At 29.3% G+C, this 13,511-nt stretch carries 14 protein-coding genes; 4 read left to right on the forward strand and 10 right to left on the reverse strand.

Features of this window, described 5'->3' with window-relative positions; all coding sequences use genetic code 11:
* Positions 1-731: 731 nt before the first annotated feature.
* The 4 genes from ACLR9T_RS11710 to ftsE all read right to left on the reverse strand — a co-directional run bounded on the left by ACLR9T_RS11710 (position 732) and on the right by ftsE (position 3,640).
* Positions 732-938 (reverse strand): hypothetical protein, encoded by a 207-nt coding sequence (locus ACLR9T_RS11710; protein ID WP_413109702.1) that lies wholly within the window; start codon positions 936-938, stop codon positions 732-734.
* Between the two features lie 586 nt (positions 939-1,524).
* On the reverse strand, positions 1,525-1,842 hold the full coding sequence (locus ACLR9T_RS11715; RefSeq protein ID WP_413109703.1) for a hypothetical protein: 318 nt from the start codon (positions 1,840-1,842) through the stop codon (positions 1,525-1,527).
* A 203-nt stretch (positions 1,843-2,045) separates the two neighbouring features.
* Positions 2,046-2,957, reverse strand: coding sequence for a permease-like cell division protein FtsX (gene ftsX, locus ACLR9T_RS11720; protein WP_413109704.1), 912 nt, complete (start codon positions 2,955-2,957; stop codon positions 2,046-2,048).
* Positions 2,957-3,640 carry a cell division ATP-binding protein FtsE gene (ftsE, locus tag ACLR9T_RS11725; RefSeq protein ID WP_413109705.1) on the reverse strand — a complete coding sequence of 228 codons (684 nt, stop codon included), beginning with the start codon at positions 3,638-3,640 and terminating at the stop codon, positions 2,957-2,959. Before ftsE ends, ftsX begins: the two co-directional genes overlap by 1 nt.
* A 161-nt stretch (positions 3,641-3,801) precedes the next feature.
* Here ftsE and ACLR9T_RS11730 point away from each other — a divergent pair, with 161 nt between their 5' ends.
* Positions 3,802-4,008 (forward strand): hypothetical protein, encoded by a 207-nt coding sequence (locus ACLR9T_RS11730; protein WP_413109706.1) that lies wholly within the window; start codon positions 3,802-3,804, stop codon positions 4,006-4,008.
* A 76-nt stretch (positions 4,009-4,084) separates the two neighbouring features.
* Here ACLR9T_RS11730 and ACLR9T_RS11735 read toward each other — a convergent pair whose 3' ends face one another.
* The 4 genes from ACLR9T_RS11735 to ACLR9T_RS11750 form a co-directional block, all read right to left on the reverse strand.
* A complete protein-coding gene (locus ACLR9T_RS11735) occupies positions 4,085-4,942 on the reverse strand; it encodes a YitT family protein (protein WP_413109707.1) in 858 nt (285 codons plus the stop codon).
* A 1-nt stretch (position 4,943) separates the two neighbouring features.
* Positions 4,944-6,047, reverse strand: coding sequence for a peptide chain release factor 2 (gene prfB, locus ACLR9T_RS11740; protein WP_413109708.1), 1,104 nt, complete (start codon positions 6,045-6,047; stop codon positions 4,944-4,946).
* Between the two features lie 2 nt (positions 6,048-6,049).
* Positions 6,050-8,683 (reverse strand): preprotein translocase subunit SecA, encoded by a 2,634-nt coding sequence (gene secA, locus ACLR9T_RS11745; protein ID WP_413109709.1) that lies wholly within the window; start codon positions 8,681-8,683, stop codon positions 6,050-6,052.
* Between the two features lie 133 nt (positions 8,684-8,816).
* A complete protein-coding gene (locus ACLR9T_RS11750) occupies positions 8,817-9,014 on the reverse strand; it encodes a cold-shock protein (protein ID WP_413109710.1) in 198 nt (65 codons plus the stop codon).
* A gap of 268 nt (positions 9,015-9,282) precedes the next feature.
* Between ACLR9T_RS11750 and ACLR9T_RS11755 the strand changes: the two genes are divergently transcribed.
* Both ACLR9T_RS11755 and ACLR9T_RS11760 read left to right on the forward strand, forming a co-directional pair.
* Positions 9,283-10,389 (forward strand): helicase-related protein, encoded by a 1,107-nt coding sequence (locus tag ACLR9T_RS11755; protein WP_413109711.1) that lies wholly within the window; start codon positions 9,283-9,285, stop codon positions 10,387-10,389.
* Positions 10,356-10,985: a ComF family protein gene (locus ACLR9T_RS11760; RefSeq protein WP_413109712.1), complete on the forward strand. Its 630-nt coding sequence runs from the start codon at positions 10,356-10,358 to the stop codon at positions 10,983-10,985. The genes ACLR9T_RS11755 and ACLR9T_RS11760 overlap by 34 nt, the downstream gene beginning before the upstream one ends.
* 89 nt (positions 10,986-11,074) lie before the next feature.
* Here the strand turns inward: ACLR9T_RS11760 and ACLR9T_RS11765 are convergent, their stop codons facing one another.
* Positions 11,075-11,533, reverse strand: a complete 459-nt coding sequence (locus ACLR9T_RS11765) for a MarR family winged helix-turn-helix transcriptional regulator (protein WP_413109713.1) — start codon at positions 11,531-11,533, stop codon at positions 11,075-11,077.
* Positions 11,534-11,656: 123 nt separating this feature from the next.
* Between ACLR9T_RS11765 and ACLR9T_RS11770 the strand changes: the two genes are divergently transcribed.
* On the forward strand, positions 11,657-13,222 hold the full coding sequence (locus ACLR9T_RS11770; protein WP_413109714.1) for a ClC family H(+)/Cl(-) exchange transporter: 1,566 nt from the start codon (positions 11,657-11,659) through the stop codon (positions 13,220-13,222).
* 48 nt (positions 13,223-13,270) lie between these two features.
* Here the strand turns inward: ACLR9T_RS11770 and ACLR9T_RS11775 are convergent.
* Positions 13,271-13,511: hypothetical protein (locus tag ACLR9T_RS11775; protein ID WP_413109715.1), on the reverse strand; the 241-nt coding region annotated here is incomplete at its 5' end.

Below are 13,511 nucleotides of genomic sequence, written 5' to 3' on the forward strand. Positions count from 1 at the left end.
AAAATACATGTATATAATTAACCTTTTCTACTCTATTTCTAGTTTTGATTCTTGATAGATCAACACAAAAAATTACTATTTATAATCTCAATTAATAACTAAGTGAATAATTTGGGTCATTAACAATCAAAAAATGATATCACAACCTTTCTAAATAAAGATTGTGATAATCAATTTTATCTACAGTAAAACTTTGAAATTCATGATCCAAAACTTATATATCTTAAACTATTTTATTACAATTTTACTTATTATTCAATATTTCTAATATATTTACAATTATTATTACTAATCATTACCCATTTTAAAAAATATGTTTTCTAATCTTAAATAATGTAATTATCAAAATAATGATTAATAATCCAATACTAATTAAAAGATTTATTAATATATCGTAATAGATGTTTCTCAAGAACATTAGATAAAATATTATACTAGCTATAAATACATTGATATTATAACTAAACTACGAATAATAGCCTGTTTTTTTTGCCGTAATATAATACAACCATACATACAAGAAGAATGACCATTATATTAACCATCTTTATTATGTGTTTGCAGTTTTTCAAATACTCTCTTTGATATAGATGATGTAAGGACATTTAAATACAATTGATTTTTTAAATAAAACATTAATAGATATCCAAATTGTAATAAGGCGATAATAACAACTAATATATTATTAATTAAATTTTTTCATTTCTGCTCAACTCCCCATATTTCAAAATTTAAACTGTAAATGTGTCCCTTGTATAATCATATTCACCAGTATACCGACTTGATATTGGATAATATTTACTTGGCCATGCAATAATTGACGTAAGATTACCATTAAGATCGTTGTATTTATATTTGACTGTTACTTCTAACTTATATGATATTCTAAAATCATATTTACCATAAATTGTACATTTCTTTTGACTATCAACATGCAAGCCAGCAGGTACAATATAAATAAAATCAGTATAAATACGAATCTGAATCAGTTTCTAAAGCATGTAAATCCATTTGTAAACTATATATTAATAGTACTGTGATACTTAAAAAGAATTTTATATACAATTTACCCTTGGGTTAGCATTGACGAGTAAATTTTTTATTTTAAGCATTCTTCATGATTTATTAATAAGTAAATATTATTTGATAAAATTAATTCTCTTTTTAGTGTGTAAGACTCCTATTATTTTATTATCTTTAAAAAAATTATTAATGTCGTTGATATCAGTAATCTCTGGCATGATTATATTAGTAGGATATTTCCTTTCTTATTTGGAAAGGGCACTTGATATTCCTTATGTCTTCGGCACTTAGAACCTCATTTCTAAATGCCTCTTTTACTTTATATCCCAGTTTATTTATTGTTTCAAACCTTCCTTTTATTCGTTCATAGTGCTCTATCAGTTACAATATATTATACGGGATATCAGCTCTAGGGCTATATATACTTTCATTACATTTTCATTATAGTTGTATGCATCTTTTATATTATATCCATGATTCTTTAAATCATTAAATTCCTTATTATTCTTTCCATCTTCTTCTCCCATGTTTAATCCGTTTCTTACAGTTTTTATCTATTATATTTAAATTTGTTGCATATACAAACTTTGTTGCTTTCCCTTCTTCATCTGTTAATCTCATCTCTACTATATTTATTTTATAACCTTGGTACTTTATTTCATTATAATATTCATAATTCTTTTTACTCCCTTTATCACATTCATTATACCCCTTAGCTGTCTGATAATACTCATCCGCTGATTCGATTGCTCCTTCTTTATATGTAATTATATATTTCCAGCTGTTTTCTATGCATATTTCAATTATCAGTTCTCCCAAATACTGTGCATCTGCACTTATACAAATATTCAGTATTTTAAATATCTACTTTAACAGCTTTAATAACCTTTTTGCTGCTTTTAATTCATTAAAATTTTTGAAATGATAATAAAATAAAGAGGATAAAGAAAATTTATAATAATTTCCTTCACCCTCTATAATTATATTCATTTAACTTAATGACATTAAGCTTTTACATGTTTTTAAAATTTTAAGAATCTTCTTATTGATACAAAACTTCCAATTAATCCTACACCAGCTCCTAGAGCTGCTAAAATTAAGGAGAAATCACGAATAAATGGCATTGGTTCTTTTAATGCTAACATCGCTGACATCAACATTCCTCCAGCATAATCATAAATCATGCCATAACCATAAACTAAGACAATAATTGGTATAATTGCTCCAAATAATCCAATCAGCATCCCTTCTAACATAAATGGAATTCTAATATACCAGTTACTAGCACCAACCATTCTCATAATACTGATTTCTGTTTGACGAGCGGTAATAGTGATTTTAATAGTATTTGCAATCATAAATAACGCAACAATTGCTAAACCTATAATAAATATAGTTCCACCTGTTTGAATCGTTTGCAATGTTTTTACCATATCCTGGGTAGATTCACCACCATAATTAACAGTTTTCACACCTGTAATATCACTAATTTTCTTTGAAATACCAGCTAATTTTGAGGGATCCTTTGCTTCTACTTCATAAGCAGCACCTAAAGGATTATCTTCACGATATGATTCAAATAACTGTGCCCCTTCATCACCTTGTTTTTCAATTAATTTATCTAACTCTTGGTCTTTTGTATAAAATGTAACTGTTTTGACTCCCTTGATTGCTTTTATTTCATCACCAATAGCAAGTTCAGCATTAGAATCAATATCACGATCTAATTTAACATAAATACGTACACCTTCTTCAATATTTGAGCTCATATCTTGGACATTTAAGGCAAGTACTCCAATAACTCCAATTAAAACTAATGTAATTGTTACTGCAAATATCGAAGAAAATGACATTACACCATTTCGCCAAATATTTTGTAATGCTGTTTTAAAATGTTTAGGTAGATTTTTTACACAACTAATTAATTCATTCATTAAATTTCATAACCTCCTAAACTTGTATCTGCATTAACACACCCATCTTCTATCAAAATCGTTCTTTTTTTATGTTCTTGAACAATTTTACTATCATGAGTTACAACTAATACAGTAGTATGCTGTTGTTCATTTATTCTTTCTAATAAATTAATAATTTCTTTTGACGTTTCTGGATCAAGATTTCCAGTTGGCTCATCAGCAATTAATACTTTTGGTTTATTAACAATTGCTCTTGCTATTGCAACTCTTTGCTGTTGACCTCCTGATAACTCATGCGGGAAAGAATTGACTTTATCTTCAAGACCAACTAATTCTAAAGTTGCTCTAACCCGACGACGAATTTCAACACGAGGGGTATCAATTACTTCTAATGCAAAAGCCACATTTTCAAAAACAGTCTTTTTAGGTAATAATCTAAAGTTTTGGAATACTACCCCAATATTACGACGGAAATACGGTACCTTACGATTTTTAATTTTTGATACATCACGACCAACAACTTCTACTTTTCCAGATGTTGCTTTTTCTTCGCGATATAACAATTTAATAAATGTTGATTTTCCTGCACCAGTAGTTCCGATAACATATACAAATTCACCTGGTTCAATTGTAAGATTCATATTATTTAATGCTCTTACCCCAGTCTTATATACTTTTGTTACATTGGTAAGTTTTATCATATATTTTGCCGTTTTCTCGACTATCTCCTTTCTTTTTACTTAATATTCTTGAAGTATCTATTACTTCGAGTCTCATTATAGCACATTTTGACAAATATGGGGATAATTATATTATTATCTCAATATTTTTATGTTACAATATAGATTAAAGAGGTGAGTATATGGAAAGGAAATGTCCTATTTGCCAAACTGAATTAAATACTAATTGTTATGTAAAAGACAATGGCACTGCAACTTTAAGCTATCTAGAATTAATCATAAAAGATGATAATTTAAAGAAAACAAATTCTGAACTTAAAAGCTGTTATTGTCCTAATTGTGGTCATGTAGAACTTTATATTGATTTAACTACTGAACCAAATAAATAATCTAGTATTGATAGTTTGCAAAAATGAACTAATTTCTCAGATAAAAAAAGAAATCTTACTAAAAGATTTCCTTTTTTTATAAATCAATAGATGGTAATGTAAACCCTCGTCCTTTAACACTATGTGTTTCATTACTAATAATAAATGCTGTTGGATCAATATCTAATATCATTTCATTTAAAAGATGTAATTCACGCTTAGAAACAACGGACATAACTGCAAACTGGTTTTTTTGATAATAACCAGTAGTAACATTTAAAAGCGTACAGCCACGATTTATATCATCAAATACAATTTTACGAATTTCCTGCCACTTAGGTGAAATAATTGTTACTTGAACTTTCGTCTCACCTAGCATAATTACTTTATCCATCACAATAGTTGTTATAATAATGACAGTAATACCATATAAAACTTGTTCAATTGTAATAGGACAAAAAATAACCTGAAATAATAAAATTACACAATCAAAAATATTAATCAGCCAAGCAATTGAAATTCCTGTTTTTTTATTAACAATTAATGGCGGAATATCCATTCCCCCAGTACTAGCACCCACTCTTAAAACAAGACCCAATCCCAACCCAATACAAAGACCTGCATATAAAGTTGAAAGCAACGCATCATCTGTAATATTAGCTAATTGAGGTATTTTTTCCAAAACTGCTAAAAAAGTTGGATATAATAAAGTACTTAATAATGTTCCAATTGCAAACTTCTTCCCAAAATAAAAGTAGCCAACGATAAACATTATAATATTTATCGCATAAACTGTATATGAAATATTTATATCCGTTAGTGATTTAACTGCAATTCCAATTCCTGAAGCCCCACCAGTAATAAGACCCACAGGCGTAATAAAAGCACATATACCTATCGCTAAAATAAAGTTACCAATAATAATTATTATTGTTTCATAAATGCGTTTTTTCATCTTAACCTCCTATGGCACTCTTTAAATAGGCATAAATAAATCCATCAAGCTCCCCATCTAAAATTGCTTTGGGATTATTTGATTCATAATTGCTCCGATTATCTTTTACTAATGAATAAGGATGTAAAACATAAGAACGAATTTGTGAACCCCAAGCTATCTCTTTTTGTTTCCCTTTTAATTCTTGTAATTCATTCGCTTGTTTTTCTAACATCATCTGATAAAGTTTACTTTTAAGCATCATCATAGCCTGTTCACGATTTTTAATTTGACTACGTTGACTTTGACATGTAACGACTATATTAGTAGGGAGATGCGTGATCCTAACAGCTGAATCAGTTTTATTAATATGTTGTCCTCCCGCACCACTAGCACGATAAGTATCAATCTTTAAATCTTCACTTTTAATATCAATTTCAATTTCATCATTAAATTCCGGCATTACATCTACTGAGGCAAATGAAGTATGTCGACGTTTTGCAGAATCAAACGGTGATAAGCGCACTAAACGGTGCACACCTTTTTCAGCTTTTAAATGACCATAAACATTATCCCCTTTAATTAACATTGTAACCGACTTAATTCCTGCTACATCACCATCCAAGTAATCAAGCACTTCAATTTTCCATTCTTTTTTAGCACTATAACGTTGATACATTCTAAAAAGCATCTCTGCCCAATCTTGACTTTCTGTTCCTCCAGCACCAGGATGAATTTCAATAATCGCATTTAAATTATCATGTTCACCGGATAAAAGCATCATCTTTTCAAACTCTGCCAGTTCTGACTCAAAAGTCAAATAATCACTTTCAAGTATTTCTTTAAACTCTTGATCATCGGTATTTTTTACTAAATCATATGTTTCATCAAGATTAGACAATGTTGTATTTAAGAAATCAAATTGATCAACTGTTTTTTTCATTTTATTTAATTTATCATATGTTATCTTAGCTTTATTAGCATCATCCCAAAATCCATCTTGCTCAGTAACAATAGTAAGTCCTTCTATTTCTCTACGGTAGCTTTCAATATCAATTGAATGATAAAACTCTTTTATTAATAAATGGGCTTTAGTAAGCCCATTTTTAATTTCATATAATTCCATTGCTATTTAAAAGTAAGTTCCATTTTTAAATGTGGAATAGATTGTTCAATTTCGCTACCAGGACGAATTCCCATATGAATAATATTACGAGAAATAGTATCAGCAATACTAGATGTCATTTGTTCAAACATATAGAATGCTTCTTCTGTATATTCAGCTAATGGATCTTTTTGGGCATAAGCTCTTAAATAAATTCCATTACGTAATTTTGTCATAGCATCGATATGATTGATCCATGTATAATCAATTACTCCTAAAAGAATACTTCTTTCATATTGTAATCTCTTTTCTGGTTCTAATTCTGTATTAAAACGACTATTATATTGATTAAATACTAAATCAGTAAGAGTTTCAATCAATTTTTGTGGTTCATGTACTAATGCCTCACAATTACTAGGTTCGATTTCAACTAACAACATATAATTTTTAGCAACAAATTCAACTACACCCTCAACATCAATCACATCACTCTTACCATCATTTTTAGTATATTGTTTTACTGTCATCTCAATTGCTTGATTAAACATTCCTTTAACAATATCAGATAAATTCTCCTCTGACATAATATCATCACGTTCTTTATACATTATTTCACGTTGCTGACGCATTACATCATCATATTCAAGAATATGTTTACGTGAATCAAAATTTTGACCTTCAACACGTTTTTGAGCACTTTCAATTGCTTTACTAACAACTTTATTTTCAATTGCTTGATCATCTTCTAAATAATCAGTAAATGATTTTAGTCTTTCCCCTGCAAAACGCTCCATTAAATCATCTTCAAATGAAACATAGAAAACAGAATAACCAGGATCTCCTTGACGACCAGAACGACCTCTTAACTGATTATCAATACGTCTTGATTCATGACGTTCAGAACCGATAACTGCTAAACCTCCAATTTCTGCAACGCCTTCACCTAATTTAATATCGGTACCACGACCAGCCATATTAGTTGCAATAGTAACTGCACCACGTTGACCAGCTCTTTCAATGATTTCTGCTTCTTTAGCATGATTTTTAGCATTTAAGACATTATGTCTAATTTTTCTACGATCCAACATTCTTGATAACACTTCTGATGTTTCTACTGAAACAGTACCAATCAGTATTGGTTGACCATACGAATTACGTGCTACAACTTCATCACATAATGCTTTATATTTATTTACTTTTGTTGAGTAGATTTTATCATTTCGATCATCACGAATTACTGGTTTATTAGTTGGAATTTCAATAACTCTCATGTTATAGATCAATCTAAATTCTTCTTCTTCAGTTTTGGCAGTTCCTGTCATCCCTGCTAACTTATTAAATAATCTAAAGAAATTTTGATATGTAATCGTTGCTCGAGTTTCTGTTTCTTCTTTGATTGGAACACCTTCTTTAGCCTCAATAGCTTGATGTAGTCCATCAGAATAAGCACGACCTGGCATAACACGACCAGTAAATTGATCAATGATCATGATTTTAGCATTTCTAATATCACGACTTCCATCTTCAGTTGCAATCATATATTCAACATCACGAGTCATTGTATAGTTAGCCTTTAATGCCTGATTAATATGGTGAACTAATGATGTATGTTGTGGATCATATAGATTTGCTAGTTTAAATCCTTTTTCAGCTTTAGCAATTCCATCAGGTGTTAAAGCAACTGTTTTACTTTCAATATCAACTTCATAATCAACATCTTGTTTTAAAGATTTAACAAAACGGTCTGCTTGTAAATATAAAGCAGCTGTATTTTTACGTCCACCAGAAATAATTAATGGAGTTCTTGATTCATCAACTAAAATTGAATCGACCTCATCTACTAAAGCATAGTTTAAACCTCTAACTAATACTTTATCTTCTAATTTAGTTACCATATTATCTCTTAGATAATCAAAACCAAGCTCTGCATTAGTTGTATAAGTAACATCACAACCATGAGCTTCCTGTTTTTGAGCTGGTGTTAGTTCACGTTTATTTAAACCAACTGTTAATCCTAAAAAGTTAAATACTAACCCATTATTTTCAGCATCACGACCTGCTAAATAATCATTAACAGTAACAACATGAACACCATTTCCAGTCAATGCATTTAAATAAACAGGAAAAATTGATGTTAACGTTTTCCCTTCACCAGTTTTCATTTCTGCAATGTCACCTTCATGTAAAGTAATACCACCCATTAACTGTACTTTAAAGGCTTTCAATCCCAATTTACGATATGCTGCTTCCCTAACTGTAGCAAAAGCATCAATTATAATATCATCCAATGTTTTCCCGTTAGCTAAAGCTTCTTTAAATTCATTTGTTTTATTTGCCAATTCTTCATCAGTCATTGCTTGATATTTTGATTCTAGTGCTATGATTTCATCAGCCATTTTATCTAATTTTTTTAATTGTTTATTTTCATCATCAAAGATTCCTTTAATGCGCCCAACAAAACTTTTCTTTGTTGAATGTGGTGTTGTACTAAAAGGAATAACCTCTCCATTATAGATTCCCTGGAAATCTTCAACCTTAATATCTTCACCAGTTTGGTCTTGTAAATCAACAATATTATTTACTGCTTCTGCATTAAGACCTTCCTTTTCATTCTTCTTTTTTATTTCTTTTCTAATCTCTTCTTTTCTGCTTGCCATGAAATACGCTCCTCTTTTATAGCTTTAGTCTACCGTATTATAACATTTTATAAATATATTTAAAAGCCCCAATTATTTACTCTTTTAACTTCTTATCATTAACAAAGAAAAAAACAGAGAAAATATCTCTGTTTTATACTTTAACAACATGTTTAGCTTGCATTCCACGTTCACTTTGATAAAGATCAAATTCAACTAATTCACCTTCATTTAAAGTCTTATATCCATCTTGTTCTATTTGACTAAAATGAACAAAAACGTCTTTACCTTCACCACGATCAATGAATCCAAAACCTTTCTCTGCGTTAAACCATTTCACTTTTCCTTGCATCTAATTCACCCCTTTAACAATGGTCAATGCTAGTATATTATGATTTTTTTTAAATATGAATTCTTTTCACTCGACAAATTTTTTTTCTTTAAAATTTCTGTCAAAATCCCTCTAATCCTTTGTACCATTTTGAAAATATTTAAATTAATATAGCTCTTTTTATCATATTTTAACAAAATAAAATTAAGACATTTCTAAGATAAATCAAGCATAAATTCGAGACAAAAAAAGACCTATTTTGAGTTACAATATAGGTGGGTGATAAAAGATGATCTGTCCACGATGTAAGAATCAAGATCCAAAATATTTTTATACTTTTAACAACATTACCTATTGCCGTAAATGTATTAAATATGGTCAACCTGGTAAAACAATATCTGTTACAAACAAAAAATCAAATTTATCAGTTGATTATAAATTAAACTATCAGCTTACCTCTTTACAGCAAGAATTATCAAATAACTTATTAAATCGTTATCAACACCATTTAAACACTACCCTTAAAGCAGTATGTGGTGCTGGTAAAACCGAGATAACCTATGCTGTAATTAAATATGCCTTAAATCTCGGTCATAATGTTTGTTTCACTACCCCAAGAAAAGAATTAGTTATAGAATTAGCTAAAAGATTAGAAAATCAATTTTTAAACATCTCTATAACAACTGTATATGGCGGTCATAGTGAAAAAATCGATGGTCAATTTGTTATTTGTACTACCCATCAGCTTTATCGTTATCCAAATTATTTTGATCTACTAATACTTGATGAATTAGATGCTTTCCCTTATCTTCATAATGAAGTATTAGAAAATATTCTTAAAAACAGTATTAGAGGGAATTATATCTATATGTCCGCAACTTTATCTAACGAACCTGATTTATTAATGTCTAAACGTTACCATGGTCATCCCTTAGATATTCCCAAATGTTATCTTACTAGTCCCCTTATGATGTATCTTCTTTCCTATAAACTAGTTTTAACATACAAACAAGAAAAGAAACCAGTTTTAATCTTTGTTCCGACCATAAAGTTAACAGCTATCGCCTATAGATATTTTAAAATATTAGGAATTAAAAGTAGAGCTGTAAGTTCAAGAACTAAAAATGTTCATCAATTAATCAATCAGTTAAAAACAAAAAAGATAGATGCATTGATTACAACAACAATTTTAGAACGAGGTATAACAATCGAAAATATTCAAGTAATAATACTTTATGGTAATAATTCAATCTATAGTTCTTCAACTCTTATTCAAATCTGTGGACGTGTAGGGCGTAATAAAAATTATCCAACTGGTAAAATCAGTATCTTTACGCCTTATAAGACTAAAGCAATTAAACAATGTATCGAAACAATCAAAAAAGACAATGTCTGATTTGTTTCAATGATATAAACAAATACCCTAGTCTTTATCATCTTCTTTATCAACCAACACTATGCTTAAAATGTCTTAATAAGTTTGCCATTTATAATTGTCACCACTATTATCATGGATATCCTTTAATTATTCTGTATTATTATAATGATTTTTTTAAAAATATCTTATTTCAATACAAAGGACAAGGAGATTATGCTTTAAAAGATGCCTTTTTAAATTCTTTTCCTAATTTAAAGCGTAAATATCATAAGCATACAATAGCTATTATTCCAAGTAGTAAACATGATAATATCAAAAGAGGCTTTAACCCCAATGAAATGATAGCCAGATCTTTTAATGATAATATATTTACAGGTTTGTTTAAAATTAACGACTATAAACAAACTAAACAAACTGATCGCTCTCTTGTAAATAAAATTATCAAAATAAATGATGGAGAACAATTATATAACAAAGATGTTATAATTTTTGATGATGTAATTACTTCTGGTAATACCATCATGACTTGCACAAAAATTATTGAATCTTACCAGCCTAGATCTATAACATTATTAGTTATGGCAAGCAATCAGCTAAATGAATTATTTAAATAATATTGCACACTAAAACTTGTGTTTTACCACTAACATATTTTAATTCATTAGCTAAAAGGAGCTTAAGTAAAATTACTTTAGCTCCTTTATTATTTTTTCTGTTCCAATTTTTTTTTGTAATCATCTAAATCAACTTTAATTTTCTTTAGTGTCTCAAAAACCCAATCAACACGATCATCAGGGATCGCAGCCTTATACAAAGCAGCTAGTTCCTGATGAAATTGTTCATGTATTTCTAAGGCCTGATGTCCTCTAGGCGTCAATTTTAAATAAAAAACACGTTGATCTGTTTGAGAACGTTCCTTTATTAAAAAGCCTTTTTCAATAATTTTCTTTACTGCTGTTGTAAGAGTCCCCATTGTAACATTAAGTATCTTAGCTACATTTGTCATAGAAGGAAAATCAGCCTTATCCACTGCATCAATTACATGAGTTTCACTCATTGATAATTCTTTAAATTTACTTTTTTTAAGATACAATTCTTGTATTGCCATTGCTTCATTAAAGACATCTACAACTGTCTCTATTGCATCCGATCGTTTGTCCATTATCATCACCTCTTTAATTGTACAATATTTTGTCGTTAATTAAAACAATATTTACTTTTATCTGAAAACAACTTTGATTTTTAAACTCTATAGTTTATAATATCCTCGAAATGAGGGACATAAATGAAAAAAAACTTTATCAACATTTTAAATATCAAACAATTCAAATTAACTTTATTAATAGAGGGGCTTTTAGTTGGAATCTTTGGAGGTTTAGTAATTGTAGGATATCGGATTTGCCTTACAAACGGTGCTATGTGGTTACAAGAAATTCTAACATACTGTAAGCAATCTATTATTACTATCATTCTTTGGTTCATCACATTAATAATCATTGCTTATGTTGTTTCAAAACTACTACATAAAGAACCCTTAATATCTGGTAGCGGGATACCTCAATTAGAAGGAGAACTTGCTGGTAAAATTGATGCAAAATGGTGGCGAGTGTTAATAAATAAATTTACAGGGGGATTTCTAACCAACTTTTGTGGTTTAGCATTAGGACGTGAAGGTCCATCCATTCAACTAGGGGCAATGGTTGGAAAAGGGATAGGGAAAATATTTAAAAGAGGAAAAACTGAAGAACGTTATTTACTTACATGTGGAGCAAGTGCTGGTTTAGCAGCTGCTTTTCATGCACCATTAGCCGGTGTCATGTTTGCATTAGAAGAAGTACATAAACATTTTTCTGCTCCTTTATTAATTTCAGTTATGGCTTCATCTGTTGCCTCAGACTATGTAATGAGTAATATTTTAGGAATGGAACCTGTCTTTTCTTTTAATTTAGCAGGAGCCTTACCTCAAGAATATTATTGGATGGTCTTAATCTTAGGGGTTATTTTAGGATTAGCAGGAGCTTTTTATAATAAAGCACTTTTATATGTACAAAATCTTTATAGTCGTCACAAACAAATATCTACATTTAATAAATTGTTAATCCCTTTCATTATTTCAGGAATACTAGGTTTTTTAATTCCTCAATTATTAGGAAGTGGTGATACTTTAGTTGATTTACTCACTGAAGGTAAATTAACTGTTATAATGATTATATTGTTACTAATTGGTAAATTTATTTTTGCAATAACCTGCTTTGGTTCTGGTGCTCCAGGTGGGATTTTCTTTCCATTACTTGTAATTGGCTGTTTAATTGGTGGATTATTTGGGCATGGCGCAGTGAATTATCTGAATTTAGATCCAATCTATATTAATAACTTTATTTTATTAGCAATGGCTGGTTATTTCACAGCGATAGTTAGGGCTCCTGTAACTGGAATTATTTTAATATTCGAGATGACTGGTTCATTAAGTCATTTGCTATCAATTACTATTGTAACTATCGTTGCTTATGTTGTTGCCGATTTAATGAAATCTAAACCAATTTATGAAAGTTTATTAGAGAATTTATTAAAAAAACGAAATCTTCCTATTCCTAAAGGAGTTGGTGAAAAAGTATTATTAGATTTTATGATTCAGGTAGATTCATATCTAGATAATCATTTAATCAAAGATATTAATTGGCCAAATCATTGCTTAATTGTTGCATTACGCCGAGATGGACAAGAATTTATTCCTCACGGTGACACATATTTAAAGGCTAGTGACAGTATTATTATTATGTGTGATAAAATAGACGAAAGTTATATCTATGATACAATTTCAGCATTTACAGTTGAAAAAACAAGTAACTAAATAGGGATTTGATACACCATTTACTGGTTAATCAAATCCCTTTATTTATTAAACTTTCTTTTTATCAGCTAAGATTTTAATTAACCCAATTCCTGTAAACACTAATAAACTGACAAAAATTATAATTACAGTATCATCGCCCGTTTTAGCTGCACCAGATTTTACAGGAGTAGTATTATCTACAGTATTTTCTGGTTTTGTTTCTAATCCAGCTATCGCTTTAGTTAAATCTGCTATCGCATTTTCTACTTCTTCTGCTGTTGCTTCTGGATTATTTAATATTGCATTT

Origin of the sequence: Thomasclavelia sp., from assembly GCF_047249845.1 — a bacterium.
GTDB lineage: Bacteria > Bacillota_I > Bacilli_A > Erysipelotrichales > Coprobacillaceae > Thomasclavelia.